This window comes from Methylomonas rivi (assembly GCF_024505165.1).
Taxonomy (GTDB): domain Bacteria; phylum Pseudomonadota; class Gammaproteobacteria; order Methylococcales; family Methylomonadaceae; genus Methylomonas; species Methylomonas rivi.
In genome coordinates this window covers 51750-71089 of the sequence record NZ_JANIBK010000003.1, presented here as the reverse complement: position 1 = coordinate 71089, position 19340 = coordinate 51750, and the positions used below count along the sequence as shown (strand labels likewise).

Annotated in this window: 18 protein-coding genes; 14 read left to right on the top strand and 4 right to left on the bottom strand. The window is 54.2% G+C overall.

Translation table 11 applies throughout. The features are described from left to right. Positions 1-17: 17 nt before the first annotated feature. The 4 genes from NP596_RS01395 to NP596_RS01380 form a co-directional block, all read right to left on the bottom strand. A complete protein-coding gene (locus NP596_RS01395; RefSeq protein ID WP_256613413.1) occupies positions 18-416 on the bottom strand; it encodes a hypothetical protein in 399 nt (132 codons plus the stop codon). Then, the gene (locus NP596_RS01390) at positions 409-1167 is read right to left on the bottom strand and encodes a tRNA threonylcarbamoyladenosine dehydratase (protein WP_256613412.1); all 759 of its coding nucleotides are present in this window, start codon (positions 1165-1167) and stop codon (positions 409-411) included. Before NP596_RS01390 ends, NP596_RS01395 begins: the two co-directional genes overlap by 8 nt. Beyond that, positions 1160-1888 carry a TatD family hydrolase gene (locus NP596_RS01385; RefSeq protein WP_256613411.1) on the bottom strand — a complete coding sequence of 243 codons (729 nt, stop codon included), beginning with the start codon at positions 1886-1888 and terminating at the stop codon, positions 1160-1162. Before NP596_RS01385 ends, NP596_RS01390 begins: the two co-directional genes overlap by 8 nt. 71 nt (positions 1889-1959) lie before the next feature. Next, positions 1960-2418, bottom strand: coding sequence for a DUF5658 family protein (locus tag NP596_RS01380; RefSeq protein WP_256613410.1), 459 nt, complete (start codon positions 2416-2418; stop codon positions 1960-1962). A gap of 361 nt (positions 2419-2779) precedes the next feature. Here NP596_RS01380 and ettA point away from each other — a divergent pair, with 361 nt between their 5' ends. The 14 genes from ettA to NP596_RS01310 all read left to right on the top strand — a co-directional run bounded on the left by ettA (position 2780) and on the right by NP596_RS01310 (position 19288). After that, complete coding sequence (gene ettA / locus NP596_RS01375; RefSeq protein ID WP_256613409.1) at positions 2780-4444, top strand: energy-dependent translational throttle protein EttA; 1665 nt, start codon at positions 2780-2782, stop codon at positions 4442-4444. Positions 4445-4701: 257 nt separating this feature from the next. Further along, complete coding sequence (hfq, locus tag NP596_RS01370) at positions 4702-4944, top strand: RNA chaperone Hfq (RefSeq protein WP_256613408.1); 243 nt, start codon at positions 4702-4704, stop codon at positions 4942-4944. 11 nt (positions 4945-4955) lie between these two features. Then, a complete protein-coding gene (hflX, locus tag NP596_RS01365; RefSeq protein ID WP_256613407.1) occupies positions 4956-6221 on the top strand; it encodes a ribosome rescue GTPase HflX in 1266 nt (421 codons plus the stop codon). A 150-nt stretch (positions 6222-6371) separates the two neighbouring features. Then, the gene (gene hflK, locus NP596_RS01360; protein WP_256613406.1) at positions 6372-7562 is read left to right on the top strand and encodes an FtsH protease activity modulator HflK; all 1191 of its coding nucleotides are present in this window, start codon (positions 6372-6374) and stop codon (positions 7560-7562) included. A gap of 1 nt (position 7563) precedes the next feature. Beyond that, positions 7564-8418, top strand: coding sequence for a protease modulator HflC (gene hflC, locus NP596_RS01355; protein WP_256613405.1), 855 nt, complete (start codon positions 7564-7566; stop codon positions 8416-8418). A gap of 71 nt (positions 8419-8489) precedes the next feature. After that, on the top strand, positions 8490-9680 hold the full coding sequence (locus tag NP596_RS01350; protein WP_256613404.1) for an ATP phosphoribosyltransferase regulatory subunit: 1191 nt from the start codon (positions 8490-8492) through the stop codon (positions 9678-9680). Between the two features lie 70 nt (positions 9681-9750). Next, positions 9751-11043: an adenylosuccinate synthase gene (locus NP596_RS01345; RefSeq protein WP_256613403.1), complete on the top strand. Its 1293-nt coding sequence runs from the start codon at positions 9751-9753 to the stop codon at positions 11041-11043. Between the two features lie 132 nt (positions 11044-11175). Next, a complete protein-coding gene (alaC, locus tag NP596_RS01340) occupies positions 11176-12360 on the top strand; it encodes an alanine transaminase (protein ID WP_256613402.1) in 1185 nt (394 codons plus the stop codon). A gap of 36 nt (positions 12361-12396) precedes the next feature. After that, positions 12397-13707 carry a homoserine dehydrogenase gene (locus tag NP596_RS01335; protein ID WP_256613401.1) on the top strand — a complete coding sequence of 437 codons (1311 nt, stop codon included), beginning with the start codon at positions 12397-12399 and terminating at the stop codon, positions 13705-13707. A gap of 3 nt (positions 13708-13710) precedes the next feature. Then, positions 13711-14805: a threonine synthase gene (gene thrC / locus NP596_RS01330; RefSeq protein WP_256613400.1), complete on the top strand. Its 1095-nt coding sequence runs from the start codon at positions 13711-13713 to the stop codon at positions 14803-14805. Between the two features lie 54 nt (positions 14806-14859). Next, positions 14860-16605: a single-stranded-DNA-specific exonuclease RecJ gene (gene recJ / locus NP596_RS01325; RefSeq protein ID WP_256613399.1), complete on the top strand. Its 1746-nt coding sequence runs from the start codon at positions 14860-14862 to the stop codon at positions 16603-16605. 7 nt (positions 16606-16612) lie between these two features. Continuing rightward, the gene (locus NP596_RS01320; RefSeq protein WP_256613398.1) at positions 16613-18130 is read left to right on the top strand and encodes an ArnT family glycosyltransferase; all 1518 of its coding nucleotides are present in this window, start codon (positions 16613-16615) and stop codon (positions 18128-18130) included. 1 nt (position 18131) lies between these two features. After that, entirely contained in the window at positions 18132-18836 is a 705-nt protein-coding gene (locus tag NP596_RS01315) for a phosphatase PAP2 family protein (protein ID WP_256613397.1), read from the top strand. Beyond that, on the top strand, positions 18833-19288 hold the full coding sequence (locus NP596_RS01310) for a YaiI/YqxD family protein (RefSeq protein WP_256613396.1): 456 nt from the start codon (positions 18833-18835) through the stop codon (positions 19286-19288). The genes NP596_RS01315 and NP596_RS01310 overlap by 4 nt, the downstream gene beginning before the upstream one ends. Positions 19289-19340 lie beyond the last annotated feature (52 nt).

Sequence of the window (19340 nt, the reverse complement as noted above, 5' to 3'; positions counted from 1 at the left end):
GTTGAGAAAGTAGTCAGCTAAAGTTGTCTGCCATTATAAGGCAGTTCCATGATGTTCTTCATATCGCCGCGCGGGTTTGTAAACAGCGGGTGGCGGATTTTAAGCAACTTGGCGATGTGTCGAATCGGCTGCTGCTTGAGATTTTCAGGATCGATACCGTAGCGGATTTTAAACAGGCTACATTGTCTGCCGGCCGGAAAACCGGCCAGAATTTCCGCTAAACGCTGGTCGATCAACTGCCGGGCTAAAAGCAGTTGCGGATCTACGTTTTTATCGGCGGATTTGTCTATAGTGCGGGTAGCTGTCGGGTCGGCCGGCGAGGAATGCATGCTTTTTTGGCGCATCGCCTGCAGGCGGCTGCTTTTGCCGCTCGCCAACAGAGTCGTGCTGGTGTGTTCGGGTTTAAATTCACTCATGTTTAGCGGGTTTGGGGTCTGCGTGGGCGGCTTCGTGAACTAAATTGCGTATCACCACAGAGGCGCAAACGCCGCCGAAAGCCGCCGGTAAATAGGAAATGGTGCCGTAGGCTGATTTTTTGTAATTGCTGCCGTCGGTATACATCAACGAATCCTTGTTGACGACTTCCGGCGAAAACACCACTTTGACGCCGCGGCTGATGCCGTGTTTGCGCAGCCGGATACGAATGAATTGGGCAAACGGGCAGTTGTAGGTCTTGGAAATATCCACCACTTTCAGATGGGTCGGATCCAACTTGCCGCCGGCACCCATGGAGCTGATGATTTTCACCTTGCGGGCTTTGGCGGCGCGGATCAGATGGATTTTCGGGGTCAGGCTGTCGATGGCGTCGACGACGTAATCGTAATGCGCGTCGAGCAGTTCGGCGGCGGTGTCCGGCGTGATGAATTCGTGTTTAACGGTCAATTCCAAATCCGGGTTGATGGCCAACAAGCGTTCGCCCATCACGTCGGCTTTGGACTGGCCTACCGTGGTCGCCAAGGCCGGCAACTGTCGGTTACGGTTGCTGTTCTCTACCACGTCGCCATCGACGATGGTCATGCGGCCGATACCGGCCCGGCAAATGAATTCGGCCGCGAACGAACCCACCCCGCCCATGCCGACCACCAGTACATGGGATTTTTGCAGTCGTTCGAGTTTGCTGTCGCCTATCAGGAGTTCGGTGCGGGAAAGCCAGCTTAAGTCAGTCATTGAGAAACACATTTAAAAAATTGGTATGGATTTGTCGGCGCAAATCCGCAGGTTCAATGCCGCGTATTGTAGCCGCTGCCGCATAGATTGTATCGATTGAGGCGTCCGCCGCATCGGTTTCCAAAAACAGCCGCTCGATTGGTATGTTTTGTAAGGCTTGGCCCGCTTGGCTGCCGGTCGGTAATATGGCTTTGCCGAACGATATATGGCAGCCGTGTTTGATGAGTTGCGCCGCCAGGGCGGGTTTACCGGCGAAACCGTGCACGATCCAGTCTTGGCATGGGGCCAGGTTTTTTTTCAACTGCAGCAGTTCGGCAAAGGCGCGTACGCAATGGACGATCAGCGGTTTGCCGATACGTTCGGCCAGTTCGATCTGGCGACCGAATACTTGGATTTGCCGGATCATGGGTGTATCGATGCATTTGTCCAGGCCGCATTCGCCGACAGCTATTAGCCGCGGGTGGTGTCGGTAGGATTCAAGGGTTCGGAATGCGGTATCGATATTCTGCCGATCTATAAACCAGGGATGGATGCCTAAACTGAAATAGGCCGCCGCGGTTATCAAGCTTTCCGGGCTGTCGGAGGTTAAAGTCCGGGGATTGTTGAAAAATTCGTGGGTATCGCGGCTCAAAATCTGCACGTGGCCGGCGTTGTGGTATCGATGGCAATGAATGTCGATCAGGGTTTCAGCGCTTGCAAGCCGGAGGTGTGCCTGAGGCATTTACGCCATTAAGCTAATTGCGCGGGGTGAAGAGAACACGATTATTTGAGCAGGATCGGCAATGCATGCCGTCAGGCTCCTACCACCAGCAGGATATTATTGCTGACTACCCAGCTATAAAACGCATCTGCACTGAATAAGGTGGCCGTGGCCCAGCAACTGCCGATATTACGGCGGGCGAAATACAATACGGCGATGAATTCCACGCAAAGCAGTTTGAGGGCAAAAATAGCCAGTCCCAAGCCCATGGTGCCGGCGAAAAAAACTAACACAGGGTTGACTTCGGTTGCGTAATTGAATTTAAGGCCGAAATAGGTGACGATGCCGTCGGCGGTATGCAACAAGGCAAACAGTAAAATCAGCGAGGTATTGATCAGGTATTTAAGTTTCCCGGGGTCGATGCCGAGAATTGCGGCATGAGGCGGGCGGTTATAGATGCAAGCGCAACGCAAGGATAACGCCAAGTCGTTGACAAAATGCAATGAAACCAGGCCAAGGTTTTTACGTGAACGGAGTATTTTTGTTTTCATGGCCTTCTCCAGAAACTTGCGGTGTCGGCTTCAACTTATACCAAAACGCCGGTTTTACCTAATATTCATCGCGAATCGGCATGCTCTTTCGCCGGAAAATTGATGTGGGTCAAACTTTTAGCGGAGCTATCTGGTAAGGGGCAGGATCGGTAGCGATACGCATGTCGGCCGGCGCCGGCATTGTCGCGGTCATTGCCGTATGCCGGCTTGAGAAAATTCGGTTTAGGCATGCCCGATTGCGTCTGCCGATACGTCAGGAAAACCGCCGATACTGCCTGGATAGTATTGACTAGTGCAAAATGGCGGCATTCAAATCATTGCACGGTATAATACCGTTTTATTTTCTTTAAACAGAAAAACCATGGCGCAATACATATTTTCGATGAACCGGGTCGGCAAGATTGTGCCGCCCAAAAAATACATTCTTAAAGACATTTCCCTGTCCTTTTTCCCCGGCGCCAAGATCGGCGTGTTGGGTTTGAACGGTTCCGGTAAATCCACGCTGCTGCGCATCATGGCCGGAGTCGATAAGGAAATCGAAGGCGAAGCGATCCCGTTAAAAGGTATCAACATCGGTTATTTGCCGCAGGAACCGCAACTCGATCCGAATAAAACCGTGCGCGGCAATATCGAAGAAGCGGTGCAGCCGATAAAAGACGCGTTGGCGCAATTGGATGCGGTCTATGCCGCCTACGCCGATCCGGACGCGGATTTCGACAAACTGGCCGCCGAACAGGCCAAATTGGAAGATATTATCAATGCTTGCGACGGGCATAACCTGGACCGCACTTTGGAGATTGCCGCCGATGCTTTACGTTTGCCAGAATGGGATGCCGATGTCACCAAATTGTCCGGAGGCGAGAAACGCCGGGTGGCTTTATGCCGCTTGTTGTTGTCCAAACCCGATATGCTGTTGCTGGACGAGCCGACTAACCATTTAGATGCCGAATCGGTGGCCTGGCTGGAACGCTTCCTGCATGATTATGCCGGTACCGTGGTCGCGGTCACCCATGACAGATACTTCCTGGATAACGTGGCCGGCTGGATACTGGAACTGGACCGCGGCATGGGGATTCCTTGGGAAGGCAATTACTCGTCGTGGCTGGAGCAAAAGGAAAAACGCCTGGAACTGGAAGAGAAGCAGGAGTCTTCCCGCCAAAAAGCCATGAAGGCCGAACTGGAGTGGGTGCGTTCCAATCCGAAAGGCCGGCACGCCAAAAGCAAGGCCCGTTTGGCCCGTTTCGAGGAATTGTCGTCGGTTGAAGTGCAAAAACGTAACGAGACGCAGGAAATTTATATTCCGCCCGGACCGCGCCTCGGCGATGTGGCGATCGAAGCCGACGCTATCAGCAAGGGTTTCGGCGAGCGCCTGTTGATCAATAATCTCAGCTTCAAGCTACCGCCGGGCGGTATCGTCGGGATTATCGGCCCGAACGGTGCCGGTAAAACCACCTTGTTCCGCATGATGGCCGGTTTTGAACAGCCCGATTCCGGCGAGATTACCATCGGCCAGACCGTGCAACTGGCTTATGTCGACCAGCTGCGCGACGACATGGATAATAATAAAACCGTTTGGGAGGAAGTTTCCGACGGTTTGGATGTGATCACGGTGGGTAAATACGAAACCCCTTCGCGAGCCTATCTGGGCCGCTTCAATTTTAAGGGTGCGGACCAGCAGAAGCGCATCGGCGAATTATCTGGCGGCGAACGTAACCGGGTGCATCTGGCCAAGCTGTTGAAAAGCGGCGGTAACGTACTGTTGCTTGACGAGCCGACCAACGATCTGGACGTTGAAACCTTGCGGGCTCTGGAGGAGGCTTTGTTGGCTTTCCCCGGCTGCGCGGTGGTTATTTCGCATGACCGCTGGTTTTTGGACAGGATTGCCACGCATATTCTGGCCTTTGAAGGCGACAGTGAAGTGGTGTGGTTCGAAGGCAACTATGCCGACTACGAGGAAGACCGGCACCGCCGTCTGGGAACCGATGCCGATAATCCGCGTCGTATCAAGTACAAAAAAATCAGCTGAACCGGTTGCGGCTTTGTTCCCAATGACCACGGTGCGTGATTGAAGCCTGGGCTTGGTTTTTAAGAATATGCCGAAAGGTTTTATTAAGACAAAGTTAAGCAAAATGGACTTAAAAACCTACCTGCGCTTGAAATATTTTGATGCGCCCCAACTCTGTTTTACAGTGCGGGCAGTTACCCCGGTCATAGTGTGTTGAAATCAACAGGTTTAGCAGGTAATGTATAACCGCGGCCTGAACAATAATAAGGAGAAAGAGGATGTCGAAAGCACAAAACTTGCAGGATAGTTTTTTGAATGCCCTGAGAAAAGAGCATACGCCTGTGTCGATTTTTTTGGTCAACGGTATCAAGCTGCAAGGCCGGGTTGATTCGTTCGATCAATATGTGGTGATGTTAAAAAATACCGTTAACCAGATGGTTTATAAACACGCCATTTCCACCATCGTGCCCAGCAAAAACGTTAATATGCATCGCGATACCGATGCCAGTGATGAAAGCTAAGAGGTTTTTGTTTGTTTGAACGTCCTGATGCGGGTGAGCGGGCAGTTCTCGTTCACCTGAATTTGCAAGTCGGGCAGGAAGATCTCGACGAGCTCAAAGAACTGACCAAATCCGCGGGTGCTCAGCCCATTTATGTAGTGACCGGTAGCCGGCACAGGCCCGACCCGAAATATTTTGTCGGCAAAGGCAAGCTGGACGAAATTAAAGCGGTTGTCGCCGAGCAGCAAGCGGATATTGTGATCGTTAATCATCCATTATCCCCCAGCCAAGAACGTAATCTGGAAAAAGCCCTGGAAGTGAGGGTGGTGGATAGAAACGGCCTGATTTTGGATATTTTTGCCCAGCGCGCCCAAACCTTCGAAGGCAAGTTGCAGGTGGAGCTTGCGCAACTGAAGCATCTGTCTACCCGCTTGATTCGCGGTTGGACCCACTTGGAGCGGCAAAAAGGCGGTATCGGCTTGCGCGGGCCCGGCGAAACCCAGTTGGAAACCGACCGGCGTTTGCTGGCGGTGCGGATAAAGCAAATTCAGCAGCGGCTGGAAAAGGTGCAAAAACAACGGCACCAGGGGCGCAGTAAACGCAAAAAAGCCGAAATTCCCACCGTTTCATTGGTGGGCTATACCAATGCCGGTAAATCCACGTTATTCAATACCCTGACCGGGGCCGATATTTATGCGGCCGACCAGTTGTTTGCCACCTTGGATCCTACTTTGCGGCATTTGGCCATCGGCGATGGCGGCGAGGTGGTGTTGGCCGATACTGTGGGCTTCATTCGCCACTTGCCGCATGAATTGGTGGCCGCGTTTCGCTCCACTCTGCAGGAAGCCAGCGAAGCCGATCTGTTATTGCATGTGATTGATGCCCACGCGGAAGATAGGGACGACACTATCTTTCAGGTCAATCAAGTGCTGGACGATATAGAGGCCGGCAAAATTCCGCAATTGCGCGTGTTCAACAAGATCGATTTATTGGATGGCGTGTTGCCGCATATCGACTACGACGAGCAGGGTATGCCGGTGAATGTCTGGATCAGCGCCCAATCGGGGGCGGGTTGCGATCTATTGCAGCAGGCCCTGTCCATGTTTTTCGCCGGCAGTAAAACCATCAAAAAATGCTTCCTGCCGGCTAGTCAGGCGGGGATGAAAGCCAAATGGTTCGGCTTGGTGCGGTTTATCGACGAAACAATCAATGATCATGGCGATTGCGAATTGACTATCGAAATCGATAAAAAAAATCTCGGGCTGCTTAAGGATATCAGGGTCGAGGAAGTGGCTTAGCACCGAGGCTTGCAGGGGCGTGGCCCAGTTAGTCGCCCAGTATTTTTGAAATTACGCTAAAATGTCGCCCTTTGCTTTGCTGGAAAAATAGGGTAGTTTTCAGTCAATGAACAAAGTTTAAAAGTTTACAATCCGATTGGAGTGTTTGGTATGTCTTGGAATGAACCCGGTGGTGATAAAAAAGACCCCTGGAGCGGTCGCAATAATGAAAATAGTCCGCCCGATCTGGACGAAGTCATTCGTTCATTGCAGGACAAGTTAGGGGGCATCTTCGGTGGCCGTTCGGGTGGGGGCGATCCGGAAGGCGCGGCCATCAAGGGCATAGGTTATCTGGCGGCCGGCGCCATGGTTTTATGGGGCTTAAGCGGCCTTTACACGGTTGACGAGGGGACGCGCGGGGTCGTTACCCGTTTCGGCGCTTACGTCGAAACCACCTCTCCGGGTTTGAATTGGCATATGCCGGCGCCTATCGAGCAGGTGCAGGTGATTAACGTCGAACAACAACGCTTCATCGAAGTGGGTTACCGGTCCGGCAGCGGCCAAGCCATGGGGTCGGTACCCAAGGAAGCCATGATGTTGACCAAGGACGAAAATATTGTCGATGTGCGTTTGGCCGTGCAGTATCAGGTCAAGGACGCCAAGGATTACGCCTTCAATGTGTTGGATCCTAATTCGACCTTGAAGCAGGTTACCGAAAGCGTCGAACGCGGCGTGATCGGTGCCAGCAATATGGACTTCGTGTTAACCGAGGGCCGTAGCGAAATCGTCATGGCAATCAAAGCGGAAATCCAGGCCGTTATGGACGCCTATAAAGCCGGTATTTTGGTAACCAGCGTTAACCTGCAGGATGCCCAGCCGCCGGAGCAGGTGCAAGGCGCTTTCGAAGACGCCATCCGTGCCCGCGAAGATAAGCAGCGCTTGATCAACGAAGCGGAAGCCTATTCCAACGACGTAGTGCCCAAGGCGCGCGGTGCCGCATCGCGCATCGTTCAGGAGTCGGAAGGTTACAAGGTTAAAGTGATTGCGGAGGCAACGGGCGATGTCAGCCGTTTCTCGCAGTTGATGGTTGAATACAAAAAGGCCCCGGCCGTCACCAAACAGCGGATGTATATCGAAGCGATGGAATCGGTGCTGGGGCGTTCCAACAACGTGTTGGTGGATGTGAAAGGCGGTAATAACATCATGTATCTGCCTTTGGATAAAATGACAAACCGTTCGACCGAGGAAGCAGTCGCGGCACCGGTGAGTCACGAACCGGTTTCAACGTCGTTGCCGCCGGTAAAAGAATTCAAAAGCGATATCCGTGCTTCAAGCCGTGAACGCGATGTGAGGGGGCGTTAAGATGGGTAATAAAATAATCGTTGCCGTTGGCGCACTGCTGGTATTGCTATCCATGTCGGTGTTTACCGTGACCGAGACCGAGCGGGCCATCAAGTTTCAGTTGGGCGAAATCGTCGCGGTGGACTTTAGACCCGGCATTCATTTCAAGCTGCCGCTGATTAATAATGTCAAAAAGTTCGATGCGCGCATCCTGACCATGGATTCGACACCTGAACGCTTCCTGACCGCGGAAAAGAAGAATGTCATCGTCGACTCGTTCGTCAAATGGCGTATAGCCGATGTCAAAACCTTTTATACCTCGGTGGGCGGCGATGCCAATCAGGCCAATATCCGGCTGGATCAAATCATCAAGGATTCATTCAGAAGCGAATTCAGCAAGCGTGAAATCAAGCAACTGGTTTCCACCGACCGTAGCGCCATTCGCGAAGCCTTGATTACCAATGTGTCGCCGCATGCCTTGAAATTGGGTATCAACATCGTCGATGTACAGGTTAAGCGGATTGACTTGCCGAATGAAGTCAGCAGTTCCGTTTACCAGCGCATGGAAGCCGAACGGGCTCGGGTGGCGCGAGAATTCCGTTCGCAAGGTTCCGAGGCCGCCGAGCGTATCCGGGCGGATGCCGATAAACAACGCGAAATCATTTTGGCGAATGCCTATCGCGATTCCGAAGTCATGCGTGGCGAAGGCGATGCTCAAGCCGCCGATATTTTCGCCAAGGCTTATAGCGAGGACCAAGACTTCTATGCTTTTTACCGCAGCATGATTGCGTATAAACAAAGCCTAGGCAAATCCGGCAATATCATGGTATTGGAACCCGATTCGGATTTCTTCAAGTTCTTTAAGCAGCAAAAATAAGATTTATCATTCGTAATGCAGCAGAAAGCGCTCCGCTCCGTGGGGCGTTTTCTGCGATTGGGGCAAAGAAAATGCAAAAAAAAGACTCCTGGCTGTTACCGGAAGGCATTACCGAAGTGTTGCCGGAGCAGGCCGCGCAGTTGGAAAGCCTGCGCCGCAGCTTGCTCGATACCTTCGATTGTTGGGGCTACCAGTTGGTAATTCCGCCGTTCGTGGATTTTTTGGATTCGCTGTTGACCGGCTCGGGGCACGATCTCGATTTGCAAACCTTCAAACTGACGGATCAATTAAGCGGCGAGATGTTGGGCGTGCGCGCGGACATGACGCCGCAAGTGGCGCGTATCGATGCGCACAATCTCAAGCACGAATGGCCGACTCGGCTTTGTTATGCCGGCACCACCTTGCATACTCTGGGCGATCCCTTGGAAAAAACCCGCAGCCCGATGCAGATCGGCGCGGAGCTTTATGGTCATGCCGGTATCGAAAGCGATTATGAAGTGATCCGGCTGATGTTGGAAATGTTGGCCATCAGCGGTGTACAAAACGTGCATTTGGACATGGGGCACGTCGGTATCTATCGGGCATTGGTGGAACAAGCCGGCCTGAACCGGCAGCAAGAAGCCGAGTTGTTCGACGTGCTGCAACGTAAAGCCAGGACCGAGCTTGCCGAACTGGTGGATCAATTTGCCGTTCCGGCGCAGTTCAAAGCGATTTTTAATGCCTTGCCCAAATTGAATGGCGGTAGCGAGGTATTGGCTAAGGCCGGCGAATTGTTGGATATCGGCAATGATGGCATCCGCGCCGCATTACTGGATTTACAAAACATAGCGCACAAATTGCAGCGGGATTATCCGTCCCTGACCGTCAGTTTCGATTTAGCCGAGCTACGCGGCTATCATTACCATACCGGTATGGTGTTCGCCGCTTTCGTGCCCACCATCGGCAGGGAAATTGCGCGCGGCGGCCGTTACGACAATATTGGCGCCGTGTTCGGCCGGGCCAGACCGGCTACCGGCTTCAGCGCGGACTTGAAGGTGCTGGCGTCCCTGTTCGATAGCGATGCCGCATCGGTTGAGCAAACTGTATTTGCGCCGGCGCCGGACGACGATAGCGATTTGTTGCAAGTCATCCGGGATTTACGCGCGGCGGGCACCCGGGTGATACAACAGTTGCCGGGTCAGCAAGGCTCGGCGGTACAATTGGGTTGTTCCGCCATATTGGAAAAGCATGATCAACAATGGCTTGTTAAACCATTGAGGTAGTCGTTCTAGCGCCCTTTATGCCCTTCAGGGTAGTTGCGGGTAAAAGCATTCATTTAAGATTGGAAAAGCTATGGGAAAAAATGTAGTTGTAATCGGCACGCAATGGGGTGACGAAGGCAAAGGCAAGCTGGTCGATTTATTGACCGAACAGGCTGCTGCCGTGGTGCGTTTCCAGGGCGGCCATAATGCCGGCCACACCTTAGTCATTAACGGTGAAAAAACCGTGTTGCACCTGATTCCGTCGGGTGTGTTGCGGGAAGGCGTGCAATGCATGATCGGCAATGGCGTGGTGCTGTGCCCGGAAGCGTTGCTGAAAGAAATCAATCTTCTGGAAAAGTCCGGCGTTCCGGTCAGTAACCGGTTAAAAATCAGCGAAGCCTGCGCCCTGATTCTGCCGGTGCACGTTGCCATCGACCAAGCGCGGGAAAAAGCTCGCGGCGACAAAGCCATCGGCACCACCGGGCGCGGTATCGGTCCGGCATATGAAGATAAAGTGGCCCGGCGCGGCTTGCGGGCCGGCGATTTGTTGAATTCAGGGGAATTCGCCAAGCGCTTAAAAGAATTGGTCGAATACCACAACTTCATGCTGGTGCATTATTACCATGCCGAGCCGGTCGATTACGAAACGATTCTGAAAAACACGCTGGAACTGGGCGAATTAATCAAACCCATGTTGACCGATGTGGGCGAAGAATTGCTGGCTTTCCAAAAACAGGGCAACAATATCCTGTTCGAGGGCGCGCAGGGTGCATTGCTGGACATCGATCACGGTACCTATCCCTACGTCACCTCGTCCAATACCACGGCGGGCGGCGCGGCCACCGGCAGCGGCGTCGGCCCCCTGGCCATCGATTACGTGTTGGGCATCACCAAGGCCTATTCCACCCGGGTGGGCAACGGGCCTTTTCCGACCGAGTTGTTCGACGCTTACGGCGAGCATTTGGGCGTGAAAGGGCATGAGTTCGGTGCTACTACAGGCCGGAAAAGACGCTGCGGTTGGTTCGATGCGGTTTCGATGCGTAAGTCGGCATTGTTGAATAGCTTGAGCGGGATTTGTCTGACCAAGCTGGATGTGTTGGATGGCCTGGACAAAATCGGCATCTGCACCGCATACAAGATCAACGGTCAAATCACCGAAACCGCGCCGTTGGGAGCGGATCAATACGCGGCGTGCGAAGCGGTGATAGAAGAACTGCCGGGTTGGTCGGGTACCACGGCCGGCATTACCGGATTCGATCAATTGCCGGAAAATGCCAAGGCTTATATCGCGCGCATCGAGGAATTGGTCGGCGTCAAGGTCACCATTTTGTCCACCGGCCCGGACCGCAACGAAACCATCATGCTCGAAAGCCCGTTCGCTTGAGATTACAGGTTCGCGGAGGCGCAATGGCTTGCGTCTCCAGCCTGCTGTCCAAATTGACAACCACCAATAACAACAGTACCTTAGCCGGTTTTCTTGCAAGTCGTCTTCAATCCTGAATCTCAAGAGTCATTAATGGAAGAATTTCACCGTATCAGTCGCCTCCCGCCTTATGTATTTAACATCGTCAATGAGCTGAAAGCCAAGGCGCGAGCCGAGGGTGAAGATATCATCGATTTCGGCATGGGTAACCCCGACCAACCCACCCCCAAGCATATCCTGGATAAAATGCTGGAAGTGGCGCAGCGTGACGATACCCACCGCTATTCGGTTTCCAAAGGCATACCGCGCTTACGCAAAGCGATTTGCACCTGGTACAAAAACCGTTTCGATGTCGATCTGGATTACAACACCGAGGCTATCGTGACCATCGGTTCCAAGGAAGGTCTGTCGCATCTGGCCTTGGCGACGCTTGGACCGGGCGACGTGGTATTGGTGCCTAACCCGGCGTATCCGATTCATCCCTACGGTGTGGTGATCGCCGGCGCGGATATTCGCCATGTGCCGTTGACGCCCGGCACCGATTTTTTTGAAGAATTGCAGAAAGGTATCGCCGAATGTTGGCCCAAGCCGAAGATGCTGATTCTGAACTTTCCAGGCAACCCGACGTGCCAGTGCGTGGAACTGGATTTCTTCGAAAAAGTGGTGGCAATCTGCAAGGAACACAACATCTGGATCGTCCACGATATCGCTTATGCCGACATCGTCTTCGACGGCTACGTGGCACCGTCCATCCTGCAGGTGGAAGGCGCCAAGGACATTGCGGTCGAATTTTTTTCCTTGTCCAAAAGTTACAACATGCCGGGCTGGCGAGTGGGATTCATGTGCGGCAATCCGACCTTGGTCGCCGCCTTGACCCGCATCAAATCCTACATGGATTACGGTACCTTTACGCCGATACAGGTGGCGGCGATCACCGCGCTGGAAGGCCCGCAGGATTGCGTCAAGGAAATATGCGACATGTACAAGGCCAGACGCGACGTGTTGTGCGACGGCCTGAACGCCATGGGCTGGCATGTGGAAAAACCCAGGGCCACCATGTTTGTCTGGGCCAAAATACCGGAAGCCTATCGGGAAATGGGTTCGATCGAATTCGCCAAAAAGTTGATCATCGATGCCAAGGTGGCGGTATCGCCCGGTATCGGCTTCGGGCAGCACGGCGACGACCATATCCGTTTCAGTCTGATTGAAAACGAGCACAGAACCCGGCAGGCCTTGCGCAGCATCCGTAATATGCTCAAGAAAGACAACGTTGTATAATTGCGCGCAGTTTTGGTTTAACGCTAGGAGTCGGGTTTGAAGCCGGTAAAAGTAGGTGTGTTGGGATTGGGGACTGTTGGCGGCGGCACCGTTAACGTACTGAAAAGGAATGCCGAGGAAATCGCTCGCCGCGCCGGACGGGAAATCCTGGTTAGTCGAGCGTCGGCGCGAAATCTGACGCAGCAACGCATTTGCGATACCCAGGGTATGTCGCTGACCGCCGATCCGTTCGAAATCGTCAACGATCCGGATATCGATGTGGTCGTGGAATTGATCGGCGGTTACGATCTGGCCAAACAACTGGTGCTGACTGCCATTGCCAACGGCAAACACGTGGTAACCGCTAATAAAGCTCTGATCGCCCTGCACGGTAACGAGATTTTCGCCGAAGCCGGCAAGAAGGGTGTGATGGTGATGTTCGAAGCGGCGGTGGCCGGCGGCATTCCCATCATCAAAGCCATTCGCGAGGGCTTGAGCGGTAACCGTATCAAATGGTTGGCCGGCATCATCAACGGTACCGGCAATTTCATTCTTACCGAGATGCGCGACAAGGGCCGCGATTTCGCCGACGTTTTGGCCGAAGCGCAGGCTCTGGGATACGCCGAAGCCGACCCTACCTTCGATGTCGAAGGCATAGACGCCGGCCACAAGCTGACCATACTGGCTTCGATCGCCTTCGGCATTCCCTTGCAGTTCGATAAAGTGTTCACGGAAGGGATTACCCAAATCACCCGCGCCGATGTCGAATACGCCGAAGAACTCGGTTACCGCATCAAGCATTTGGGTGTGGCGCGTCATACCGAACAAGGCATAGAGCTGCGGGTACACCCCACTTTGATTCCCAAACGGCGTTTGATCGCCAATGTCGACGGTGTCATGAATGCGGTGTTGGTGTGCGGCGATGCGGTGGGGCCGACTCTATATTACGGCGCCGGCGCCGGCGCGGAGCCGACCGCTTCAGCCGTGGTGGCCGACTTGGTCGATGTGGTGCGGGCCATGACCAGCGATCCGGAAAACCGGGTGCCGCACTTGGCGTTTCAAGCCAATGCCATTGTCGATATGCCGGTATTGTCCGCCGACGACATCAAAACCGCTTATTACCTGCGCCTGACCGCCGAGGACAAACCCGGCGTGCTGGCCGATGTGACCCGCATTCTGGCGGCGCACCAAATCAGCATCGAAGCGCTGATTCAGAAAGAACCCTTGGCGGGCGAGTCGTCGGTGCCGATTATCATGCTGACGCAGCAGACCCTGGAAAAAGAAATGAACGCGGCGATTGCCGAAATCGAGGCCTTGGCAACCGTTACCGGCAAAGTCGCCCGCATTCGCCTGGAAACTTTAGGATAAAACATGGCAACACAACAACGTTATACGGGGCTCATCGAACGCTACCGCAGCCGCCTGCCGGTTTCCGCCAGCACCCGCTTGATCAGTCTGTGCGAAGGCAACACGCCGCTGATCCGGTTAGAGAATATTCCGCGCCTGATCGGCAAGGACGTGGACATTTATGTGAAATTCGAAGGTTTGAATCCGACCGGTTCGTTCAAGGACCGCGGCATGACCATGGCCGTTACCAAAGCGGTGGAAGAGGGTAGTCAGGCCATCATTTGCGCTTCGACCGGCAATACCTCGGCGTCGGCCGCCGCCTATGCGGTTAGAGCCGGCATCAAAGCCTTCGTGTTGATTCCGGAAGGTAAAATCGCCTTGGGCAAATTGGCGCAAACCTTGATGTACGGCGCGCAAATCATCCAGATCAACGGCAATTTCGATGCCGGCATGAACATCGTCAAGCAAATCGCCGACCATGCGCCGGTTGCCATCGTCAACTCCATCAATCCGTTTCGTTTGCAAGGGCAGAAAACCGCCGCCTTCGAAATCATAGACGAATTGGGTGGGGCGCCGGATTATCACTGCTTGCCGGTCGGCAATGCCGGCAATATTTCCGCCTATTGGATGGGCTATACCGAATACGCGCAAGACCTGCCGGGTTTGCCGGCCGTTACCGATAGACGTCCCATCATGTGCGGTTACCAAGCCGCTGGCGCGGCGCCGTTCGTGGCCGGTAAAATGATCGATCATCCCGAGACCGTGGCCACCGCCATTCGTATCGGCCATCCGCAATCCTGGGATCTGGCCTGGAAGGCGCAACAGGAATCCGGCGGCTGGTTCGATTCGCAAACCGACCAGCAAATTCTGGCGGCGCAAAAAATGTTGTCGCAATATGAAGGCGTATTCTGCGAACCCGCTTCGGCAGCCTCTCTGGCCGGCGCCCTGCAGGACATTGGCAGTGGAAAAATCCCCGAAGGCAGTCGTATCGTCTGCACCCTGACCGGCAACGGCATCAAGGATCCGGATATCGCCATCAGCCAATGCAAGGATGCCCATCCGGTGACCATAGAAGCGAACCTGGAAGCGGTGAAAAAAGCCATTCTGGACTCGATGTAATCGCCACCATGATTATGCAAAAGCCGGCGTTTGCCGGCTTTTTTATTCGCTGATATGTACCTGCAAGGCGTCAAAAAAATCATAGCGCAGCGGCCGCAAGCGGCCGGAAAGCTCCAGCTCGGGGACATCGATCCGGTATTGCAGCGCATATTCGCCAGCCGGGGGGTTCAACAAGCGGACGAGTTAGAACGCTCTCTGGCCAAATTGCCTTCGCCCTGGTTGTTGAGCGGCATGCAAAACATGGTGGAACAGTTGATTGCCGCGCTTCAACAGCAAAAAGCCCTGACGGTGGTAGCGGATTTCGACGCCGACGGCGCCACCAGTTGCGCGCTGGCCATCAAGGGCTTGGCCTTGCTGGGGATGAAAAATCTGAATTTCGTGGTGCCCAACCGCTTCGAATACGGCTATGGCCTGACGCCGGAAATCGTCGAGCTGGTCAAGCGGCAGCGCCCCGACATCATTCTCACCGTCGATAACGGCATTTCCAGTATCGAAGGCGTCAAGGCCGCCAAGGCCGCCGGCATGCAGGTGCTGATTACCGACCATCATTTGCCCGGCCATGAATTGCCCGCCGCCGACGCCATCGTCAATCCCAATTTGCCGGAAGACAAATTCCCCAGCAGCAATATCGCCGGCGTGGGGGTGATGTTTTATGTGTTGATGGCCTTAAGGATACGCCTGCGGGAATTGCATTGGTTCGAAAAGAACGGACTGGCCGAACCCAATCTGGCGCAATTGCTCGATTACGTGGCGCTAGGTACGGTGGCCGATGTGGTGGCGTTGGATCATGTCAATCGGGTTTTGGTGCATCAAGGCTTGTTACGGATACGCTCGGGACAATGCCAATGCGGCATCAAAGCCCTGGTGGAAATTTCCGGCCGCCAGCTGGCCAATATCCACGCCGCCGATTTGGGCTTTGCCATTGCCCCGCGTTTGAACGCCGCCGGGCGCATGGATGACATGTCCTTGGGTATTCAGTGCTTGCTGACCGAGGATGCCGGTTTAGCGAAGGATATAGCTGTGCAGCTTGACGCCTTGAATCAGGATAGGAAAGAGGTCGAAGGGCAGATGAAAAACGAGGCGATGGCCTTGCTGGCGGACATGCGGGCGCTGGACGAGCAGCACGTGCCGGCGGGCGTGTGTTTGTACGATGCCAACTGGCACCAGGGGGTGATCGGTATTCTGGCTTCGCGGATCAAGGACAGGCTGCATCGGCCGGTGATCGCCTTTGCCCCGGCGGAAACCGGCGAGTTGAAAGGCTCGGCCCGCTCCATCAACGGCGTGCATATCCGCGATGTGTTGAGCGATATTGCCGCCAGGCATCCGCAGTTGTTAAGCAAATTCGGCGGCCACGCCATGGCGGCCGGCTTGACGATCAAACTGCACGATTATCCGCATTTTGCCTTGTTGTTCGCGGATGCTGTAGCCGCCAAGCTGACGCAAGTCGATCTGGAACAAAAAGCTTGGTCCGACGGCCAGCTGGACCAACAGCATTTGACCCTGGAATTTGCCGAGCAATTGCAGCAGGCTGCGATTTGGGGACAAGCGTTTCCCGAGCCGGCCTTCGACGGCGTGTTCGATGTCTATCAATGCCGTGTCGTCGGCAAGCAACATCTGAAATTCGTCTTAAAGCTGCCTTTCAGCAATTTACTGATAGACGCCATCGCTTTTTTTGCCGATAAACCGGAAATTTGGTTGGGTTGCCGCAAGGTTAAGGCCGTTTATAAGCTGGATATCAACGAATATCGCGGCCAGCGCAGCCTGCAATTGCAACTGCATTATCTGGAAAAACTGGAGTAGAGCCTTTATGTTGGAAAAAGCCTTACGCTGGATCGATGCCCATCTACTTATCGTGCTGGTTGCGGTACTGGCGTTGCGGAGCGGATTTTTGTTCGGCAACGGCTTGAATTTGATCGGCGACGAAAGTTATTACTGGGATTGGTCGCGGCGGCCCGACTGGTGTTATTACAGCAAGCCGCCCATGGTAGCCTGGCTGATAGGCGCCGCTACCTGGCTGTTCGGCGACTATACGGCCGTGGTGCGCTTGCCCACGCTGGTGTTGGGGACGGTGTTTCTGGCCTATTTTCATGCTACCGCCAAGGCATTTTACGGTTCCCGCGCCGCCGCCATGGCGTTATTGCTGATGCTGGCCACGCCGATCAATGTGTTGGCCAATTTTTTGATGACCATAGACCCGCCGTTGTATTGCTTTTGGATCATGACTTTGTATTACCTGCGCAGGGCCTTGTTCGATGGCGATGCCAAAGCCTGGCTGTGGGCGGGTTGCGCCAGCGCGGCCGCTTTGTTGAGCAAGCAGGCGGCCATGGCCTTGCCGATCATGTTGCTGGTTTTTTTGGCTTGCGACCCGCGGCGCCGGCACTATGTAAAAAGCGAGTATTGGTTGTATCTGCTGCCGATGCTGTTGGCCGCCGTGCCTATTTTGTGGTGGAACCAGCAGCATGACTGGGTCATGTTCGGGCATAGCAAAGGCCATTTCGGTAGTCACGAAGCCACCAGTTTGGCCCGGCATTTTCAGCATGCCCGCGATTTTATGTTGTATCAGTTATTGTTGTTGTCGCCGGTCATCTGCGTCCTGGTGATATGGACCAGTTTACAAGCGGCTTGGGGATTCAAGCGCCTGGATGCCGAGCAACAATTTCTGTGGCTGATGGGGCCGGTGCTGGTGCTGGGGGTTTTGTTATTGAGTTTCCTGCAAAAAGTCCAAGGCAACTGGCCCATGCCGTTTTATATCAGCGGACTGATTTTGCTGGCCGGTCGCTGGGCCGCCGGCGCCTGGAAGAAAACCGTTAAATTTGCGCTCGGTTTCGGCTATTTGCTGGTAGCGATGACGTATATATTGCCGGTATTGCTGCATGCCTTTCATTTGAAAGGCACGGCCCTGGATCCGACCAAACGCTTCGAAAGCTGGCAAGAGCTGGCAACCAATGTGCATTTCGAACGTTTGATCGCCCAGCCCAACTTGGATGACGCTTTTATCGTGGCGTTGGGGCACCGCTATCTGGCCAGCGAATTGGGCTTTTACTTGCCGGACCACCCGCGGGTCTACCGTTATGAAGAGTCGGGCCGGATCATGAGCCAGTACGAAGTGTGGCCCGGTCCCGATCGATATGCGGGCAAAAATGCCTTTATCGTCGGCGAAAGGCCGGCGGAAGCCGTGCCCCAAGCCCTGAAAGACGCCTTCGCCCGCTTTAGTTTCGTGGCGGAAGTGGCCAATCCCAATAATCCCGCTTCGCCTTATTTTATCTATCTGGGCGAAAATTTACTGGCTTGGCCGGATCCGGCTAAGCCAACCAACCAGGAATAATATGCCGCATCGGAAAATCAAGCGGGCCAAGCTGGAATTGCTGGTATTGTTGTTGCTGGCTGTCTCTACTACCTTGCTGTTTTGGCTGACCGACCTGGATTTCAGGTTGGCCGCGCTTTTTTATTATCCAGGACATGCGCTTGCCGATTGGCCCGTGCAATATTGGCCGCCGATTAAATTTCTGTATGACTACGCTTTTCCGTTTACGGTAATCGCCGGACTATCGGCCTTGACGGTATTTGTAAGCGGCCATTTTCATAGTTTTACCCGGCGGTTTCGCAGGCGGGCGCTGTATGTTTTACTGGTGATCGCCATCGGCCCTGGCTTGGTGGTTAATCTGGTCTTCAAAGACCATTGGGGGCGGCCGCGGCCGGTGCATATCCAGCAATTCGGCGGCGAATATGCCTATGTGCCGCCCTTGAAGCCGGGCCACACGCCGGACAAGTCGTTTGTTTGCGGGCATTGTTCGGTGGGATACGCTTTCTTTGTGCTGTATTTTCTATCGCAGAACCATAAAGTCTTCTACTTTACGTTGACGTTGGTGCTCGCCTGGATCATGGGGTTTACCCGCATGACCGCCGGCGGCCATTTCGTCTCGGATATTTTATGGTCGGGTTATTTGGTGTTTCTGGTGGCCTATGCCCTGTACTACGGCTGGTTTGTACGTAAAAGTTTGGGGCACACCAGTTCGGACCGTATCCCATGAGTCCGACTATCTGGGTGGATGCCGACGCTTGTCCCAATCCGGTTAAAACCGTGCTGTTCCGGGCCGCGCAAAAAAGACAGCTCGATACTGTGTTGGTGGCCAACCAATTCATCGGCGCGCCGCCTTCGAAATACATTCGGACCGTCCGCGTCGGCGGCGGTTTCGATGCGGCGGACGATTATATCGTCCGGCACATGCGGGGCGGCGATCTGATCGTTACCGGCGATATTCCGCTGGCGGCGCAAGTCATTCAACATCAGGGTTTTGCCCTTAATCCGCGCGGCGAGTTGTATAGCAAGGACAATATCGGCGAAAAGCTGGCCATGCGGGATTTCATGGCGCAAATGCGCGACAGCGGCATGGTAACGGGCGGAGCGGCCGCCATGGCGGCCAGGGACGTGCAGAATTTTGCCAACGCCCTGGATCGTTTTCTGGCCGGCAAGCAAATATAACAGGCTGGGTTTTACGGTTTTGCTTGTTATAATGCCGGCTGTTTTTGGAAAA

What these genes read in the sequence shown, in the direction of transcription:
- ettA (WP_256613409.1), top strand. Translation starts at nt 2,780, where the DNA reads ATGGCGCAATACATATTTTCGATGAACCGGGTCGGCAAGATTGTGCCG.
- NP596_RS01395 (WP_256613413.1), bottom strand. Translation starts at nt 416, where the DNA reads ATGAGTGAATTTAAACCCGAACACACCAGCACGACTCTGTTGGCGAGC.
- NP596_RS01310 (WP_256613396.1), top strand. Translation starts at nt 18,833, where the DNA reads ATGAGTCCGACTATCTGGGTGGATGCCGACGCTTGTCCCAATCCGGTT.
- hflK (WP_256613406.1), top strand. Translation starts at nt 6,372, where the DNA reads ATGTCTTGGAATGAACCCGGTGGTGATAAAAAAGACCCCTGGAGCGGT.
- NP596_RS01320 (WP_256613398.1), top strand. Translation starts at nt 16,613, where the DNA reads ATGTTGGAAAAAGCCTTACGCTGGATCGATGCCCATCTACTTATCGTG.
- hfq (WP_256613408.1), top strand. Translation starts at nt 4,702, where the DNA reads ATGTCGAAAGCACAAAACTTGCAGGATAGTTTTTTGAATGCCCTGAGA.
- NP596_RS01380 (WP_256613410.1), bottom strand. Translation starts at nt 2,418, where the DNA reads ATGAAAACAAAAATACTCCGTTCACGTAAAAACCTTGGCCTGGTTTCA.
- NP596_RS01385 (WP_256613411.1), bottom strand. Translation starts at nt 1,888, where the DNA reads ATGCCTCAGGCACACCTCCGGCTTGCAAGCGCTGAAACCCTGATCGAC.
- NP596_RS01350 (WP_256613404.1), top strand. Translation starts at nt 8,490, where the DNA reads ATGCAAAAAAAAGACTCCTGGCTGTTACCGGAAGGCATTACCGAAGTG.
- recJ (WP_256613399.1), top strand. Translation starts at nt 14,860, where the DNA reads ATGTACCTGCAAGGCGTCAAAAAAATCATAGCGCAGCGGCCGCAAGCG.
- alaC (WP_256613402.1), top strand. Translation starts at nt 11,176, where the DNA reads ATGGAAGAATTTCACCGTATCAGTCGCCTCCCGCCTTATGTATTTAAC.
- hflC (WP_256613405.1), top strand. Translation starts at nt 7,564, where the DNA reads ATGGGTAATAAAATAATCGTTGCCGTTGGCGCACTGCTGGTATTGCTA.
- NP596_RS01315 (WP_256613397.1), top strand. Translation starts at nt 18,132, where the DNA reads ATGCCGCATCGGAAAATCAAGCGGGCCAAGCTGGAATTGCTGGTATTG.
- NP596_RS01390 (WP_256613412.1), bottom strand. Translation starts at nt 1,167, where the DNA reads ATGACTGACTTAAGCTGGCTTTCCCGCACCGAACTCCTGATAGGCGAC.
- thrC (WP_256613400.1), top strand. Translation starts at nt 13,711, where the DNA reads ATGGCAACACAACAACGTTATACGGGGCTCATCGAACGCTACCGCAGC.
- NP596_RS01345 (WP_256613403.1), top strand. Translation starts at nt 9,751, where the DNA reads ATGGGAAAAAATGTAGTTGTAATCGGCACGCAATGGGGTGACGAAGGC.